Here is a 17,392-nt window from a genome sequence, read left to right on the forward strand (position 1 = left end):
TCCCTCCTTCTTTAGTAAGAATTAAACTCCTTGGAAGATCTCGATTTCTTTGCTGTCAGCAGTAAGCTTAACGATTGCTTTACGACGACGGTTAGTGAAACCAGCGTGACGACCAACACGTTTTGCTTTTGGTTTGTAGTTCATGATATTTACTTTATCAACTTCAACACCAAAGATAGCTTCTACAGCATCTTTAACTTCCGTTTTATTAGCTTTAACGTCCACATCGAACGTGTATTTTTTTTCAGCCATCATTTCCATAGAACGTTCAGTGATAACTGGGCGCTTAATGATATCACGAGGATCTTTCATTATGCAAGCACCTCCTCTACTTTTTCCACTGCCGCTTTTGTCATGATTAGCTTATCATGATGAAGCACGTCTAAAACGTTTACGCCATCAGCAGTGATTACTGTTACTCCAGGAATATTGCGAGCAGATAACTCAACAGCTTCGTTTACATCAGCAGTTACGATAAGAGCTTTCTTCTCAACAGTTAATCCTTTAAGAACTGCTACCATGTCTTTTGTTTTTGGTGCATTTAACACTAAGTCTTCAAGAACTACGATGTTGTTCTCAACTACTTTAGTAGCTAATGCAGATTTAATAGCTAAGCGACGAACTTTTTTAGGTAGTTTGTATGCATAGCTTCTTGGTGTAGGTCCGAATACCGTACCACCACCACGCCATTGAGGAGAGCGGATAGAACCTTGACGAGCACGTCCAGTTCCTTTTTGACGCCATGGTTTGCGACCTCCACCGCGCACTTCAGAGCGAGTTTTTACTTTATGTGTACCTTGACGTAAAGATGCACGTTGCATCATTACTGCTTCAAAAAGTACAGCTTCATTTGGTTCGATACCGAAAACAGTTTCAGCTAATTGGATTTCACCAACTTCAGAACCAGTTTGGTTAAATAACTTTACTTTTGGCATTGGGGTTCCTCCTTTCTTATAGAAAATTATTTGCTAGCCTTAACAGCACTACGAACAACTACAAGAGATTTCTTAGCGCCAGGAACGTTGCCTTTTACTAACAGTAAGTTGCGTTCTACGTCAACTTGAACGATTTCTAAATTTTGAATAGTGACTTGGTCTCCACCCATACGTCCAGCAAGCTTTTTGCCTTTAAATACACGGTTCGGAGCAACAGGGCCCATTGAACCAGGACGACGGTGATAACGAGATCCGTGAGACATAGGTCCGCGAGATTGTCCGTGGCGTTTGATAGCACCTTGGAAACCTTTACCTTTAGAAATACCTGTTACATCTACAGTTTCACCTGCAGCGAAAACTTCTACTTTTACCTCTTGACCAACTTCTTGTCCTTCCACGTCCGCATCGCGAAGTTCGCGAATGAAGCGCTTAGGAGCAGTAGTTGCTTTAGCAACGTGACCTTGTTCAGGTTTGTTAGCTAATTTTTCGCGCTTGTCAGCAAAACCTAACTGAATTGCATTGTAGCCATCAGTTTCAACAGTTTTCTTTTGAAGAACAACGTTTGGAGTTGCTTCGATAACAGTTACAGGAATTAGCTCGCCGTTTTCAGCAAATACTTGAGTCATACCGATCTTTTTTCCTAAGATTCCTTTGGTCATGAGTTACACCTCCTACATTTTAACTTATATAAATTATAGTTTGATTTCGATATCTACACCAGATGGTAAGTCTAAACGCATTAAAGAGTCTACTGTTTGTGGAGTAGGGCTCACGATGTCGATTAGACGTTTGTGCGTGCGCATTTCGAATTGCTCACGAGAATCTTTGTATTTATGAACCGCACGAAGAATCGTGTAAACAGTTTTTTCAGTTGGTAATGGGATTGGACCAGAAACTGTCGCCCCAGAACGCTTAGCTGTTTCTACAATTTTCTCAGCTGACTGATCAAGAATACGGTGATCGTAAGCTTTTAAACGAATACGAATTTTTTCTTTTGCCATTATTTTCCCTCCTTCGTTCGCCTATTTTAAAAATAGACATTCTCCATGGAAATTTCCACACACTCGCCATGGCAAAGCGGCCGGGTGTGTCAGCAACCTTCCACTTCATCGCAGTCAAAGACCAACATTGTTTATTATACAATGTTATTCGTCCAGATGCAAGCATTTTTTGTTTGCATCTGCTTTTCTCTACTTTTGCTATTATACATGGCACTTTAAAGAATTTCAAGTTTTCATCTGTTGTAATTCTTTTTACAGTTTTTGGTTGAATGATTTTGTGGTTTATATATTATAGAAGAAACTCGTCAAAGCTTAAAAATAGATCTTTATCTATTATAAATTGAAACTTCCATCAGTAGGCTTTCTTCCTCTGCCCGTCTTCCTCACTTCTCTCTCAATTTTGAGGTGAGGGCTTACTACTCACAAATAGCCGGATAAATAAAAAACCCAAGGGAAAATCCCTTGGGTTTCATATATCAGTTAAGATTACTCAACGATAGTTGCAACTACACCGTAACCTACAGTACGTCCACCTTCACGAATAGAGAACTTAGTTCCCTCTTCGATCGCGATTGGAGCGATAAGTTCGATAGTCATTTCGATGTTGTCACCAGGCATTACCATTTCAGTACCTTCTGGTAATTGGATGATACCAGTTACGTCAGTTGTACGGAAATAGAATTGTGGGCGGTAGTTAGCGAAGAATGGAGTGTGACGTCCACCTTCTTCTTTAGATAAAACGAAAACTTCAGCTTTGAATTTAGCGTGAGCTTTTACAGAGCCAGTTTTAGCAAGAACTTGTCCACGTTGGATCTCTTCACGAGCAACCCCACGAAGTAGAGCACCGATGTTGTCTCCAGCTTGAGCTTGGTCAAGAAGCTTACGGAACATTTCTACACCAGTTACAGTTGTAGATTTGTTTTCTTCAGTGAAACCGATGATTTCTACTACGTCACCAACTTTAACGATACCGCGCTCTACGCGACCAGTAGCAACTGTACCACGACCTGTGATAGAGAATACGTCCTCAACAGGCATTAAGAATGCTTTTTCAGTGTCACGTTCTGGAGTTGGGATGTAAGCATCAACTTCGTTCATTAATTCAATGATTTTTGCTTCCCACTCAGCATCTCCTTGAAGAGCTTTAAGAGCAGAACCTTTAATTACAGGGATGTCATCGCCTGGGAAGTCGTATTCAGATAATAGATCGCGAACTTCCATTTCTACTAATTCTAATAACTCTTCGTCGTCAACCATGTCGCATTTGTTTAAGAATACAACGATGTAAGGAACACCTACTTGACGAGAAAGAAGGATGTGCTCACGAGTTTGAGGCATTGGGCCATCAGCAGCAGATACTACTAAGATACCGCCGTCCATTTGAGCAGCACCAGTGATCATGTTTTTAACATAGTCAGCGTGACCTGGGCAGTCAACGTGTGCATAGTGACGAGTTTCAGTTTCGTACTCAACGTGTGCAGTTGAGATTGTGATACCGCGCTCTCTTTCTTCTGGAGCAGCATCGATTTGGTCGTAACCTTTCGCTTCAGCACCACCAGCTTTTGCAAGAACTGTAGTGATAGCAGCAGTTAATGTAGTTTTACCATGGTCAACGTGGCCGATTGTACCAATGTTAACATGTGGTTTAGAACGTTCGAATTTAGCTTTTCCCATTCTAAATTCCTCCTTAGTTATATAGGTTATTTTATATTCAGACTAGAAAGTAAGGGGCCTAAGCCCCGCTGCTTTCTAAGCTTACATAAGTAGTTATACTTGAACAATCGATAAAAATCAATTATTCACCTTTATTTTTTTTAATAATTTCTTCTGAAACAGACTTCGGTACTTCTTCATAATGATCAAATGTCATTGAGAATGTTCCGCGTCCTTGAGTGTTAGAACGTAATGCCGTTGCATAACCGAACATTTCAGAAAGTGGAACCATAGCGCGAACAACTTGTGCGTTACCGCGAGCTTCCATACCTTCTACACGTCCACGACGAGATGTAACGTCACCCATAATGTCACCCATGTACTCTTCAGGAATTACAACTTCAACTTTCATCATTGGCTCAAGAATTACTGGGCTACATTTAGAAACCGCAGCTTTAAGGGCCATAGATGCAGCGATTTTGAACGCCATCTCAGAGGAGTCAACATCATGGTAAGATCCGTCAACTAATGCAGCTTTAATGTCTACTACAGGATATCCTGCAAGTACACCATTTTTAAGCGCATCTTCAAGACCTGCTCCTACAGCTGGGATGTATTCACGTGGAACTACACCACCGACGATCTTGTTTTGGAATTCGAATCCTTTACCTTCTTCGTTAGGTTCAAACTCAATCCAAACGTGACCGAATTGTCCACGACCACCAGATTGACGAGCGAACTTACCTTCAACTTTCGCAGAAGCGCGGAAAGTCTCACGGTATGCTACCTGAGGAGCACCAACGTTTGCTTCCACTTTGAATTCACGGCGCATACGGTCAACGATGATATCAAGGTGAAGTTCACCCATACCAGCGATGATTGTTTGGCCAGTTTCTTGGTCAGTGTGAGCACGGAATGTTGGATCTTCTTCAGAAAGCTTAGATAATGCTGTACCCATTTTATCTTGGTCAGCTTTAGATTTTGGTTCGATAGCTACAGAGATAACTGGCTCTGGGAATTCCATAGACTCAAGGATAACAAGGCTCTTCTCGTCACAAAGAGTATCACCAGTTGTAGTATCTTTTAACCCTACAGCAGCAGCGATGTCACCAGCATAAACTGTTGAAATCTCTTCACGGCTGTTTGCGTGCATTTGTAGGATACGACCTACACGCTCACGCTTACCTTTAGTTGAGTTTTTCACGTAAGATCCAGAGTTTAATGTACCAGAGTACACACGGAAGAACGTTAATTTACCAACATAAGGGTCAGTCATAATTTTGAACGCTAGAGCTGCGAATGGCTCTTCATCGCTAGATTTACGTTCTACTTCTTCATCTGTATCCGGAACAATACCTTTAATAGCAGGTACGTCAAGTGGAGATGGAAGGTAGTCGATAACTGCATCTAACAGAATTTGAACACCTTTGTTTTTGAATGCAGAACCACAGATTACTGGGAAGAATTCAACAGAAGTTGTAGCCTTACGGATACCAGCTTTAAGCTCTTCTACAGTGATTTCTTCACCTTCTAGGTACTTCATCATCATTTCTTCATCAAGCTCTGCTACCGCTTCGATAAGTTTTCCGCGGTATTCATCAGCTAATTCTTTATGTTCTGCAGGAATTTCAACACGTTGGATATCTGTTCCTAAGTCGTTTGTGTACATGTATGCACACTCTTCTACTAGGTCGATAATTCCCGTAAATTGATCTTCAGCACCGATTGGTAACTGAATTGGATGAGCGTTTGCTTGTAAACGGTCATGAATTGTTCCTACAGAGTATAAGAAGTCTGCACCGATCTTGTCCATTTTGTTAACGAACACGATACGTGGTACACCGTAAGTAGTAGCCTGACGCCAAACAGTTTCTGTTTGTGGTTCTACACCAGATTGCGCGTCAAGTACTGCTACAGCACCGTCAAGTACGCGTAAAGAACGTTCTACTTCTACAGTGAAGTCTACGTGTCCTGGAGTGTCAATGATGTTTACACGGTGACCCTTCCATTGAGCAGTAGTTGCTGCAGAAGTAATTGTGATACCACGCTCTTGCTCTTGCTCCATCCAGTCCATCTGAGATGCACCTTCGTGAGTTTCACCGATTTTGTGAATGCGGCCTGTGTAGTACAGGATACGCTCAGTTGCTGTTGTTTTACCAGCATCGATGTGAGCCATGATACCAATATTACGAGTGTTTTCTAAGGAGAACTCTCTAGTCATTTGGTGTCTTTCTCCTTCCTAATACGGATTGGATTTTTTTATTTTAAGTAGCAAAAAAGCCACTTTATTTTGTTACATATGTCAGTATGTCTAGTACCCTCATTATGTAAAACGAGCGCCCATTGAAAGGGAGAGGTACTCTCCCTCTCCACACTTCCATAAGCGACAAATAAAGCGGTTTATGCTTATAGCTATTTTTCGTTGAATCCTACCAACGGTAATGAGCAAATGCTTTGTTAGCTTCTGCCATTTTGTGAGTGTCTTCACGTTTCTTAACAGATGCACCACTGTTGTTAGCAGCATCTAAGATTTCGTAAGCTAAACGCTCTTCCATAGTTTTTTCACCACGAAGACGAGCATAGTTTACTAACCAACGAAGACCTAAAGTTGTACGGCGTTCTGGACGAACCTCAACTGGAACTTGGTAGTTAGCACCACCAACACGACGAGCGCGTACTTCAAGAACAGGCATGATGTTCTTAAGAGCTTGCTCGAATACTTCCATTGGTTCGTTACCAGTACGTTCACGAACGATATCGAACGCATTATAAAGAATTGTTTGAGATTTACCTTTTTTACCGTCAACCATCATTTTGTTGATTAGGCGTGTTACAAGTTTAGAATTGTACATTGGATCTGGTAACACGTCACGTTTCGCAACAGGTCCTTTACGAGGCATATTGAGTTCCTCCTTTCAGTTCAGTTTTATTATTTCTTAGCAGCTTTTGGTCTCTTAGTACCATATTTAGAACGTCCTTGCATACGTTTGTCAACACCAGCAGTGTCAAGCGCACCACGAACGATGTGGTAACGTACCCCTGGTAAGTCTTTTACACGACCACCGCGAATTAATACTACGCTGTGTTCTTGTAGGTTATGACCGATACCTGGGATGTAAGCAGTAACCTCGATACCATTTGTTAAACGTACACGAGCGTATTTACGTAACGCTGAGTTCGGTTTCTTTGGAGTCATTGTACCAACACGAGTACATACACCACGTTTTTGAGGTGCAGAGATATCAGTTGCTTTTTTCTTTAAAGAGTTGAAACCTTTGTTTAACGCAGGTGATTTAGATTTCCATACTTTATCAGTACGTCCATTTCTCACTAATTGGTTAATAGTAGGCATTATTTTATCCTCCCTTCGCACGTTTGTATGACCACATATCCAGGTGGTTCATTATTAGTTGAAAACAAAGTTTTTGCAAGGGAGAGCGAATGCTCTCTCCTCACAAAAACAGTTTTAACTTGTTATTCCTATCGCTGAAGCTCCTACCGCATCTCATTCATTTTCATGCTGAGATCCAGTTTTTAAAAAGTACGTTATGTTGCACTGCAAAAGCTATCGCAACGTTCTAACTATACCGTGTTGAATTACATTCAACGTTTATTTAGGAGCAACCTTGCTTATATTAACATTTCGCATTGCATAATGTCAACTAGGATTATCTGTTTTTATACAAAATTTACGACGGAAAATTTTAGTTTTCTACGTAAACCTCGTCATTTTCTACATTTATTTCTTCTTTTGCTGTTTTTACAAGATCTACTCTGCGGTAACGATTCATACCTGTACCAGCCGGAACAAGTTTACCAATAATAACATTTTCTTTCAGACCAAGAAGTTCATCGCGCTTACCTTTAATTGCCGCATCAGTTAACACACGAGTTGTTTCCTGGAATGATGCTGCAGATAAGAATGAATCTGTTTCAAGTGAAGCCTTTGTAATACCAAGAAGGATTGGACGTGCTGTTGCTGGTTGTTTACCTTTAAGCAACACTTTCGCATTTGCATCTGTGAACTGATGAATATCCAGTAATGTTCCTGGTAATACATCTGTTTCACCAGCATCGATTACACGAACTTTGCGAAGCATTTGACGAACCATTACTTCAACGTGTTTATCTCCAATTTCTACCCCTTGCATACGGTATACCTTTTGTACTTCACGAAGCAGGTATTCTTGGACTGCTGTAATATCTGTTACTTTCAGTAATTCTTTCGGATCGATAGAACCTTCTGTAAGTTCTTTACCGTGTTCAATGCGGTGTCCTGGAGCTACTTTTAGACGAGCGCCATAAGGAATTACATACGTACGAGCTTCTACATCACCTTGTACAACAACCTCTTGGCGATCTTTCACATCGTTAATCGCTGCAACGACACCGTCGATTTCACTGATAACCGCTTGACCTTTCGGATTACGCGCTTCGAAAATCTCTTGAATACGCGGTAAACCTTGTGTGATATCGTCTCCAGCAACCCCACCTGTATGGAATGTACGCATCGTTAACTGTGTACCTGGCTCACCGATAGATTGAGCTGCGATAATACCAACCGCTTCGCCTACTTCTACATCTGTACCAGTAGCTAAGTTGCGACCGTAACATTTCTTACATACGCCGTGGCGTGTGTTACATGTAAATGCAGAACGGATGTACAATTGTTCAACGCCTGCTTTTTCAATGATATGAGCGATATCTTCTGTAATTAATTCATTTTCGCGAACTAACACTTCGCCTGTTTCTGGATGCTTCACAGTTTTTCTTGCGAAACGTCCTACAAGACGATCGTATAAGGACTCGATAATTTCGTTTCCTTCTTTAATTGCGCCAATTAATAAGCCGCGGTCTGTTCCACAATCGTCTTCACGAACGATAACATCTTGTGCAACGTCAACAAGACGACGAGTTAAGTAACCAGAATCCGCAGTCTTAAGTGCTGTATCGGCAAGACCTTTACGCGCACCATGTGTAGAGATGAAGTACTCGAGTACCGTTAAACCTTCGCGGAAACTTGATTTGATTGGAAGTTCGATAATACGACCAGATGGGTTAGCCATCAAACCACGCATACCAGCAAGCTGAGTGAAGTTCGATGCGTTACCACGGGCACCAGAGTCACTCATCATGAAGATCGGGTTGCGCTTATCTAAGGTTTTCATCAGTTTTCCTTGGATAACATCTTTTGCATTACTCCAAATAGAGATAACACGATCATAACGTTCTTCCTCTGTAATTAAACCGCGACGGAATTGCTTAATTACTGTATCTACTTTTGCTTGCGCCTCATGCAAGATTTCTTCTTTTTCACCTAATACAAGGATATCCGCCACACCAACTGTAATACCAGCTTTTGTAGAGTATTTAAATCCTAGATTTTTCATGCGGTCAAGCATGCGAGATGTTTCAGTAATTTTGAAACGTTTAAATACTTCAGCAATGATATTACCAAGAATTTTCTTGCTAAATGGTGCCACTTCTTCGCGACTAGCAATAATTTCTCTTACGTTAGCGCCTTTTTCAACAAAGTATTCCACTGGAGTTTCTTTCTCCAAGTTTGTTCTTGTTGGTTCGTTAATGTAAGGGAAAGATTTCGGTAAGATTTCATTGAATATTAACTTACCAACTGTTGTTAACAACAGTTTGCTGTTTTGCTCTTCTGTAAACGTTTCGTTGTTTACAGAGCTTGCTGCAACAGCAACACGAGTATGCAAGTGTACATATCCGTTTTGGTATGCAATTAATGCTTCGTTCGTATCTTTGAAAATCATACCTTCACCAATTGCACCTGCACGTTCAAGCGTTAGGTAGTAGTTACCTAATACCATATCCTGAGATGGTGTAACAACTGGTTTTCCGTCTTTCGGGTTCAAGATATTTTGTGCAGCTAACATAAGAAGACGAGCTTCTGCTTGCGCTTCTGATGATAACGGAACGTGAACCGCCATTTGGTCACCGTCAAAGTCCGCGTTGTATGCAGTACATACAAGTGGATGAAGACGAATTGCACGACCTTCTACTAATGTAGGTTCAAACGCTTGAATACCAAGACGGTGAAGCGTTGGAGCACGGTTTAGAAGTACAGGGTGTTCTTTAATTACAGACTCTAAAACATCCCAAACTTCAGGCTGTACTCGCTCAATTTTACGTTTAGCACTCTTAATGTTGTGTGCTAATCCTTTTCCTACCAACTCTTTCATTACAAAAGGTTTGAACAATTCAAGCGCCATTTCTTTTGGCAGACCGCATTGGTACATTTTTAAGTTCGGTCCTACAACGATAACGGAACGACCAGAGTAGTCAACACGTTTACCTAATAAGTTTTGACGGAAGCGTCCTTGCTTACCTTTTAACATATGAGAAAGAGATTTTAATGGACGGTTACCAGGTCCAGTAACTGGACGGCCACGACGACCATTATCGATTAAAGCATCTACTGCTTCTTGTAACATACGCTTTTCGTTTTGGACGATGATGCTTGGTGCACCTAAGTCTAATAAACGTTTTAAACGATTGTTACGGTTAATTACACGACGGTATAAGTCGTTTAAGTCAGAAGTTGCAAAACGCCCACCATCTAGCTGTACCATTGGACGAAGCTCTGGTGGGATAACTGGAAGAACATCTAGAATCATCCAAGATGGTTCGTTTCCAGAGTTACGGAATGCTTCTAATACTTCTAGACGTTTAATAGCACGAGTACGACGTTGTCCTTGTGCTGTTTTTAACTCTTCCTTTAAGAAGTCTACTTCTTTATCTAAATCGATATCTTGTAATAACTTCTTAATTGCCTCTGCGCCCATAGAAGCTTGGAAAGAGTTTCCGTATCTATCGCGATACGCACGGTATTCCTTCTCCGAAAGAAGTTGCTTCTTATCAAGCGGTGTATCACCGCTTTCTGTTACTACATAAGAAGCGAAATAAATTACTTCTTCAAGCGCGCGAGGGGACATGTCTAAGACAAGTCCCATGCGGCTTGGGATACCTTTGAAATACCAAATATGAGATACAGGAGCAGCTAATTCGATATGACCCATACGTTCACGACGAACTTTCGCACGCGTTACTTCAACGCCGCATCGATCACAAACTACACCTTTATAACGGACACGTTTATATTTACCACAATGACATTCCCAGTCTTTTGTTGGACCGAAAATACGCTCACAGAACAAACCGTCTTTCTCTGGTTTCAATGTACGATAGTTAATCGTCTCGGGTTTTTTTACTTCCCCATATGACCAAGAGCGAATTTTGTCTGGTGATGCAAGTCCAATCTTCATATATTCAAAGTTGTTTACATCTATCAAGGGGCCTACCTCCCTTTTAGTCTACAGGTTATCCCAATTATTCCTTCGTTGTCTCAACTTCGACATTTAATTTATCTGCAGATTGATGATCATCATCGTCATCAGTATCACGCATTTCAATTTCAGTATCGTCGCTAGACATCATCTTAACATCCATACCTAAGCTTTGTAATTCCTTAATCAATACTTTGAATGATTCAGGAACACCTGGTTCTGGAACGTTTTCGCCTTTTACAATCGATTCATACGTTTTCACACGACCAACAACATCATCCGACTTAACTGTTAAGATTTCTTGAAGAGTATAAGCAGCACCGTAAGCTTCAAGTGCCCAAACCTCCATCTCACCGAAACGTTGTCCACCGAACTGTGCTTTACCTCCAAGAGGCTGTTGCGTTACAAGTGAGTATGGTCCAGTAGAACGAGCATGAAGTTTATCATCAACCATGTGTGCAAGTTTAATCATGTACATGACACCAACAGATACACGGTTGTCGAATGGTTCACCAGTGCGTCCATCGTATAGAATTGTCTTTGCATCACGTGCCATACCAGCTTCTTCGATTGTTCCCCACACATCTTCCTCGCGAGCGCCATCGAATACTGGTGTTGCAACGTGGATACCAAGATATCTTGCTGCCATACCAAGATGAAGCTCTAGCACCTGACCGATATTCATACGAGATGGTACCCCTAATGGGTTTAACATGATATCGATTGGTGTGCCATCTGGTAAGTAAGGCATATCTTCTTCCGGTAAAATACGGGAGATAACACCTTTGTTACCGTGACGACCGGCCATCTTGTCACCTTCAGAAATTTTACGTTTTTGAACGATATATGCACGTACAAGTTGATTCACGCCTGGTGGTAATTCATCGCCATCTTCACGGTTGAATACTTTTACGTCTAAGATAATACCGCCGCCGCCGTGTGGTACACGTAGTGATGTATCACGTACTTCACGAGCTTTCTCACCGAAGATTGCATGTAATAGACGCTCTTCTGCTGTTAATTCCGTTACACCTTTTGGCGTTACTTTACCAACAAGAAGGTCTCCGTCTTTTACTTCTGCACCGATGCGAATAATACCGCGCTCATCAAGATTGCGAAGCGCATCTTCCCCTACGTTTGGAATGTCTCGTGTAATTTCTTCTGGTCCTAGTTTTGTATCACGAGCTTCAGATTCATATTCTTCAATATGAATAGAAGTATACACGTCATCTTTTACAAGGCGCTCACTCATAATGATCGCATCCTCGTAGTTATAACCATCCCATGTCATAAAGCCAACAAGCACGTTACGACCAAGTGCAAGTTCACCTTTTTCCATAGAAGGACCGTCTGCAAGAATTTCACCTTTTACAACTTCATCTCCAACACTTACGATTGGGCGCTGGTTGTAACAAGTTCCTTGGTTAGAACGGACGAATTTTAACATTTTATAGCGATCTAAATCACCTTTTACTTTTTGGCCGTCTACTTCGATGTAACGACGTACCCAAACTTCGCGAGCTTCTACGCGTTCAACGATACCAGGGTGTTTACAGATCACTGCAGCTCCTGAGTCTTTCGCTGATACGTACTCCATACCAGTACCTACAATTGGAGATTCTGGGTTCATAAGTGGAACTGCTTGACGTTGCATGTTCGCACCCATTAGCGCACGGTTCGAGTCATCGTTTTCTAAGAACGGAATACAAGCTGTCGCAGCAGACACAACCTGTTTTGGAGAGATATCCATGTAGTCTATGCGTTCGCGTTTTACTACAACGTTCTCGTCACGGAAACGCGCTACAACATCTTCATCAAGGAAGTCCCCTTCTTCAGATAAACGTGCATTTGCTTGGGCAACAACATAGTTGTCTTGTTCATCAGCTGTTAAATAATCCACACGCGTTGTTACACGTCCAGTTTCTGGATCAACACGACGGTATGGTGTTTCAATGAAACCAAATTCATTTACTTTTGCAAATGAAGATAAAGAGTTAATCAAACCAATGTTTGGTCCCTCTGGCGTTTCAATCGGACACATACGACCATAGTGAGAGTAGTGAACGTCACGCACTTCAAAGCCTGCGCGCTCACGCGTTAAACCACCAGGTCCTAAAGCAGATAGTCTTCGTTTATGCGTTAACTCCGCTAATGGGTTTGTTTGATCCATAAACTGAGATAACTGCGAGCTGCCGAAGAACTCTTTAATAGATGCAATAACCGGACGAATATTAATTAATGCTTGCGGCGTAATTGCATTTGTATCTTGAATCGACATTCTCTCACGAACAACACGCTCCATACGAGAAAGACCGATACGGAATTGGTTTTGTAACAATTCCCCTACAGAACGTAGACGACGGTTTCCTAAATGGTCAATATCATCCGTGTCTCCTACTTTATATAGAAGGTTAAAGAAATAGCTAATAGATGCAATAATATCGCCTGGTGTAATATGTTTTACATCGCGATCAATGTTCGCATTACCAATAATATTGATAGAACGCTCTCCATCTGCATCCGGAGCATAAATCTTAATAGATTGCAATTCAACATTGCCTTCTACCACTCCGCCTATCGGCTTCGCAGTTTTAAAGCCAATGTTCTTTTCTAAGTAAGGTAAAATACGATCTAATGTACGACGATCTAAGATTGTTCCTTCTGCCGCTAAAATTTCGCCTGTTTCAGGATCCACCAATGTTTCAGCTAAGCGTTGGTTAAACAATCTGTTTTTAATGTGTAACTTCTTATTAATTTTGTAACGACCTACATTTGCTAGATCATAACGCTTTGGATCAAAGAAGCGAGAAACAAGCAAGCTCTTCGCATTTTCTACTGTTGGTGGTTCACCTGGACGTAGACGCTCATAAATTTCAAGCAATGCTTTTTCTGTGCTATCCGTGTTATCTTTTTCTAGCGTATTGCTTAAGTACTCGTTATCACCTATAAGCTCGGTGATTTCTTGATCAGAGCCAAACCCTAATGCGCGTAACAAAACAGTTACAGGTAGTTTGCGCGTACGGTCGATACGCACATAAACAACATCCTTAGCGTCTGTTTCATACTCTAACCAAGCTCCGCGGTTTGGAATTACAGTAGCAGTAAATCCGCGTTTTCCGTTTTTGTCCACCTTGCCGCTGTAGTATACACTTGGTGAACGAACTAACTGAGAAACAATAACGCGTTCTGCACCGTTAATTACGAATGTTCCTGTCTCTGTCATGAGTGGGAAATCCCCCATGAACACATCTTGTTCTTTCACTTCGCCAGTTTCTTTATTGATTAGACGCACTTTTACACGAAGTGGTGCTGCATACGTCACATCACGCTCTTTACATTCTTCTACAGAATATTTCGGTTCGCCTAAACTGTAGTCGATAAACTCAAGCGATAGATTTCCCGTAAAGTCTTCAATCGGAGAAATGTCTTGGAACATTTCTCGCAAACCCTCATCAAGAAACCACTGATAAGAAGAGGTTTGAATTTCGATAAGATTTGGTAATTCTAATACCTCACTAATACGGGCATAACTTCTTCGTTGGCGGTGGCGTCCGTATTGAACTAGTTGACCTGTCAACTGCTTCACCCCTCAAATCATGAGTATTATAAATGCACAAAAATGTGCAAAATCACAACTAAATACGGCTAACACAAATTGCGTAGCCTTTTTCTCTACAAAGATAGACACGTTGAGTATTTCTAACTGCTCAAAAAGAAAAATGGCTTCTATAAGAAAACCATCATTCTGTTTCATAATCTGCTGATTTTACTATCTTTTCCAAGAGAAGCAAAAATATACATCGTTCTCAACGCAGAAAATCATATATTGGCATCTTATAATGCTAACACAAACCAAAAAAACCGTCAACGTTTTTTTGATTTTATGATATAATATCCTTTTTTCTTTTCTACAACTTCCACAAAGTCGAACGCTTCTTCTAACTTTTTCATCGCGGATGGTGCACCTTGTTTCTTTTGAATCACAATCCAAAGCTCACCGCCTGGCACAAGATAATCCACGGCTTTTTCTAGAATCTCATGTACTACTTGTTTCCCTGCACGAATTGGCGGATTAGATAAAATAGCAGCATATTGCCCACTTACATTTTCATATACACTACTTTGATAAATCTGGACATTCCCAATTCTATTATTAGCGGCATTTTCTTTCGCAAGCTCAAGTGCTCTTTCATTCACATCCACCATATGAACTGTACGCTCTTGAAACTCCTTTGCTAAAGATAAACCAATTGGACCATATCCGCACCCGACATCTAACACATCCCCTTGGACATCCGGCATCTGAAATGCTTCGATTAAAAGACGAGAACCAAAGTCCACTTCATTTTTCGAAAACACCCCGTGGTCAGATAAGAAAACAAATTGAGATCCTCTCAACTTATATTCCCAACGTTTACGATCACTTTTGCTAGAGGGATCGTTAGAAAAATAATGGTCTGCCATATGGCCACCTCTTTTCTTTACAGTTAAAAAAAAAGCCCGCATGAGAGCGAGCTTTTTTTAAAGCTTCAAAAGTTAATTACTTAACTTCTACAGCAGCGCCAACTTCTTCAAGTTTAGCTTTGATTTCTTCAGCTTCTTCTTTAGAAACGCCTTCTTTAACTGCTTTTGGAGTGTTGTCAGCTAATTCTTTAGCTTCTTTTAAGCCAAGACCAGTGATTTCACGAACAACTTTGATAACTTTGATTTTTTGAGCGCCTGCATTAGCAAGTACTACATCAAATTCAGTTTTCTCAGCAGCAGCTTCAGCAGCGCCACCAGCTACAGCTACAGGAGCAGCAGCAGTTACGCCGAATTCTTCCTCGATAGCTTTTACTAAGTCGTTAAGTTCTAATACAGTCATAGATTTAACTGCTTCAATGATTTGTTCTTTAGTCATTGTAAATATCCTCCCTTAAATAGGTTTGTATTGTTTTATCGATAACACATAATTATCTTTTAAAAAATTAAGCGCCTTGCTCTTCTTTTTGATCTGCAACTGCTTTAGTAGCGATTGCAAGACCGCGCATTGGAGCTTGAAGAACGCTAAGAAGCATAGAAAGTAAGCCTTCACGTGATGGAAGAGTAGCGATAGCTTTAACCTCATCAAGTGATACAAGTTTACCTTCGATTACGCCTGCTTTAATTTCTAAAGCTTCATGATCTTTAGCGAAGTCGTTTAATACTTTCGCAGGAGCAATTACATCCTCGTTACTGAACGCGATTGCGTTTGGTCCTGTTAAGAATTCGTTTAACTCAGCTAGTTCAGCAGCTTCTGCAGCACGACGAGTTAAAGAGTTTTTGTAAACTTTGAACTCAACGCCAGCTTCACGTAATGCTTTACGTAATTCTGTTACTTCAGATACTGTTAAACCACGGTAGTCAACAACGATTGTTGATTTACTTTCGCTAAGTTTAGCAGCGATTTCAGTTACAACATGTTGTTTTGCTTCGATTGCTTTAGTCATGTTATTACACCTCCTGTAGATTATATAGAAGATGTACCGAAAGTGCACTAAAAAACCTCCATGCCCAATTGTAGACATGGAGGCATATAGTCACAGAAAAAAATTCCGTTTCGTATATTCACACCTAGGTAGGAAATTAAGCCACATTGGCGCCTACTGTCTACGGTACACTATTTAAATTCACAACATAAATGATTATATTAAAACTTCTTCACGAAGTCAACTTCCAAATTTTACGCGATAGTAGAAACTTCAACGCGTACGCCAGGTCCCATTGTAGAAGCAACTGTTACGTTCTTCATGTAAGTACCTTTTGCAGCAGCTGGCTTAGCTTTTAGAAGAGCATCAGCAACTGTCTCTAAGTTTTCAACTAATTTAGCATCTTCGAAAGATACTTTACCGATTGGCACATGAATGTTACCAGCTTTATCAACGCGGTATTCTACTTTACCAGCTTTGATTTCGTTAACTGCTTTTGTTACGTCGAAAGTAACTGTTCCAGTTTTAGGGTTTGGCATTAAACCTTTAGGTCCTAATACACGACCAAGTTTACCAACTTCACCCATCATGTCAGGAGTTGCTACTACTACGTCAAAGTCAAACCAACCTTGTTGGATTTTGTTGATGTAGTCTGCATCACCTACGAAGTCTGCTCCAGCAGCTTCAGCTTCTTTTAGTTTTTCGCCTTTAGCGAATACTAATACACGTTGTACTTTACCAGTACCGTGTGGAAGAACAACTGCACCACGAATTTGTTGGTCAGCTTTCTTAGGGTCAACACCTAAACGAAATGCAGCTTCTACAGTCGCATCAAATTTAGCTGTGTTTGTTTTCTTTACTAATTCTACTGCCTCTGTTGCAGAGTAAGCAGTTGTACGATCAACAAGCTTCGCAGCTTCTACGTACTTTTTACCTCTTTTAGCCATTTTTATTTCCTCCTCAATGTGGTTTTAGCGGAATAACCTCCCACGTTTACGCCTTCTTTCCGATACAATCGAGGATGTGCGCCCATCCCTTTATTTAAA

General features: G+C 40.9%; 14 protein-coding genes and 1 other annotated feature. All 14 genes read right to left on the reverse strand.

What is annotated here, in order from left to right; translation table 11 throughout:
- Positions 1 to 21: 21 nt before the first annotated feature.
- Positions 22 to 312: a 50S ribosomal protein L23 gene (rplW, locus tag AB1279_RS23500; protein ID WP_020062294.1), complete on the reverse strand. Its 291-nt coding sequence runs from the start codon at positions 310 to 312 to the stop codon at positions 22 to 24.
- Positions 312 to 935, reverse strand: a complete 624-nt coding sequence (gene rplD / locus AB1279_RS23505) for a 50S ribosomal protein L4 (protein WP_154710857.1) — start codon at positions 933 to 935, stop codon at positions 312 to 314. The genes rplW and rplD overlap by 1 nt, the downstream gene beginning before the upstream one ends.
- Before the next feature lie 26 nt (positions 936 to 961).
- The gene (gene rplC / locus AB1279_RS23510; RefSeq protein ID WP_230576168.1) at positions 962 to 1,594 is read right to left on the reverse strand and encodes a 50S ribosomal protein L3; all 633 of its coding nucleotides are present in this window, start codon (positions 1,592 to 1,594) and stop codon (positions 962 to 964) included.
- Between the two features lie 33 nt (positions 1,595 to 1,627).
- Positions 1,628 to 1,936 carry a 30S ribosomal protein S10 gene (rpsJ, locus tag AB1279_RS23515; RefSeq protein ID WP_001040596.1) on the reverse strand — a complete coding sequence of 103 codons (309 nt, stop codon included), beginning with the start codon at positions 1,934 to 1,936 and terminating at the stop codon, positions 1,628 to 1,630.
- A 486-nt stretch (positions 1,937 to 2,422) separates the two neighbouring features.
- A complete protein-coding gene (gene tuf, locus AB1279_RS23520; RefSeq protein ID WP_090918574.1) occupies positions 2,423 to 3,610 on the reverse strand; it encodes an elongation factor Tu in 1,188 nt (395 codons plus the stop codon).
- A 121-nt stretch (positions 3,611 to 3,731) separates the two neighbouring features.
- Positions 3,732 to 5,810, reverse strand: a complete 2,079-nt coding sequence (fusA, locus tag AB1279_RS23525; protein WP_429761199.1) for an elongation factor G — start codon at positions 5,808 to 5,810, stop codon at positions 3,732 to 3,734.
- 208 nt (positions 5,811 to 6,018) lie between these two features.
- Entirely contained in the window at positions 6,019 to 6,489 is a 471-nt protein-coding gene (gene rpsG, locus AB1279_RS23530; RefSeq protein WP_035433720.1) for a 30S ribosomal protein S7, read from the reverse strand.
- 29 nt (positions 6,490 to 6,518) lie between these two features.
- Positions 6,519 to 6,941: a 30S ribosomal protein S12 gene (gene rpsL / locus AB1279_RS23535; RefSeq protein WP_098309996.1), complete on the reverse strand. Its 423-nt coding sequence runs from the start codon at positions 6,939 to 6,941 to the stop codon at positions 6,519 to 6,521.
- A 352-nt stretch (positions 6,942 to 7,293) separates the two neighbouring features.
- Positions 7,294 to 10,905, reverse strand: coding sequence for a DNA-directed RNA polymerase subunit beta' (rpoC, locus tag AB1279_RS23540; protein ID WP_429752819.1), 3,612 nt, complete (start codon positions 10,903 to 10,905; stop codon positions 7,294 to 7,296).
- 37 nt (positions 10,906 to 10,942) lie between these two features.
- A complete protein-coding gene (gene rpoB, locus AB1279_RS23545; RefSeq protein WP_429761201.1) occupies positions 10,943 to 14,476 on the reverse strand; it encodes a DNA-directed RNA polymerase subunit beta in 3,534 nt (1,177 codons plus the stop codon).
- Between the two features lie 287 nt (positions 14,477 to 14,763).
- Positions 14,764 to 15,363 (reverse strand): class I SAM-dependent methyltransferase, encoded by a 600-nt coding sequence (locus tag AB1279_RS23550; protein WP_429752821.1) that lies wholly within the window; start codon positions 15,361 to 15,363, stop codon positions 14,764 to 14,766.
- Positions 15,364 to 15,439: 76 nt separating this feature from the next.
- Positions 15,440 to 15,799 (reverse strand): 50S ribosomal protein L7/L12, encoded by a 360-nt coding sequence (gene rplL / locus AB1279_RS23555; protein ID WP_336484564.1) that lies wholly within the window; start codon positions 15,797 to 15,799, stop codon positions 15,440 to 15,442.
- A 67-nt stretch (positions 15,800 to 15,866) separates the two neighbouring features.
- Positions 15,867 to 16,367: a 50S ribosomal protein L10 gene (rplJ, locus tag AB1279_RS23560; RefSeq protein WP_429761203.1), complete on the reverse strand. Its 501-nt coding sequence runs from the start codon at positions 16,365 to 16,367 to the stop codon at positions 15,867 to 15,869.
- A 40-nt stretch (positions 16,368 to 16,407) separates the two neighbouring features.
- Positions 16,408 to 16,551: a sequence feature (ribosomal protein L10 leader region), on the reverse strand.
- A 49-nt stretch (positions 16,552 to 16,600) separates the two neighbouring features.
- The gene (gene rplA / locus AB1279_RS23565; RefSeq protein ID WP_429752823.1) at positions 16,601 to 17,293 is read right to left on the reverse strand and encodes a 50S ribosomal protein L1; all 693 of its coding nucleotides are present in this window, start codon (positions 17,291 to 17,293) and stop codon (positions 16,601 to 16,603) included.
- Positions 17,294 to 17,392 lie beyond the last annotated feature (99 nt).

The organism is Bacillus sp. S14(2024), assembly GCF_050473785.1.
GTDB classification, from domain to species: domain Bacteria; phylum Bacillota; class Bacilli; order Bacillales; family Bacillaceae_G; genus Bacillus_A; species Bacillus_A yunxiaonensis.

Bases quoted from the DNA above. Each gene is read 5' to 3' on its own strand.
- rplW (WP_020062294.1), bottom strand. From the start codon at position 312: ATGAAAGATCCTCGTGATATCATTAAGCGCCCAGTTATCACTGAACGT.
- rplD (WP_154710857.1), bottom strand. From the start codon at position 935: ATGCCAAAAGTAAAGTTATTTAACCAAACTGGTTCTGAAGTTGGTGAA.
- rplC (WP_230576168.1), bottom strand. From the start codon at position 1,594: ATGACCAAAGGAATCTTAGGAAAAAAGATCGGTATGACTCAAGTATTT.
- rpsJ (WP_001040596.1), bottom strand. From the start codon at position 1,936: ATGGCAAAAGAAAAAATTCGTATTCGTTTAAAAGCTTACGATCACCGT.
- tuf (WP_090918574.1), bottom strand. From the start codon at position 3,610: ATGGGAAAAGCTAAATTCGAACGTTCTAAACCACATGTTAACATTGGT.
- fusA (WP_429761199.1), bottom strand. From the start codon at position 5,810: ATGACTAGAGAGTTCTCCTTAGAAAACACTCGTAATATTGGTATCATG.
- rpsG (WP_035433720.1), bottom strand. From the start codon at position 6,489: ATGCCTCGTAAAGGACCTGTTGCGAAACGTGACGTGTTACCAGATCCA.
- rpsL (WP_098309996.1), bottom strand. From the start codon at position 6,941: ATGCCTACTATTAACCAATTAGTGAGAAATGGACGTACTGATAAAGTA.
- AB1279_RS23550 (WP_429752821.1), bottom strand. From the start codon at position 15,363: ATGGCAGACCATTATTTTTCTAACGATCCCTCTAGCAAAAGTGATCGT.
- rplL (WP_336484564.1), bottom strand. From the start codon at position 15,799: ATGACTAAAGAACAAATCATTGAAGCAGTTAAATCTATGACTGTATTA.
- rplJ (WP_429761203.1), bottom strand. From the start codon at position 16,367: ATGACTAAAGCAATCGAAGCAAAACAACATGTTGTAACTGAAATCGCT.
- rplA (WP_429752823.1), bottom strand. From the start codon at position 17,293: ATGGCTAAAAGAGGTAAAAAGTACGTAGAAGCTGCGAAGCTTGTTGAT.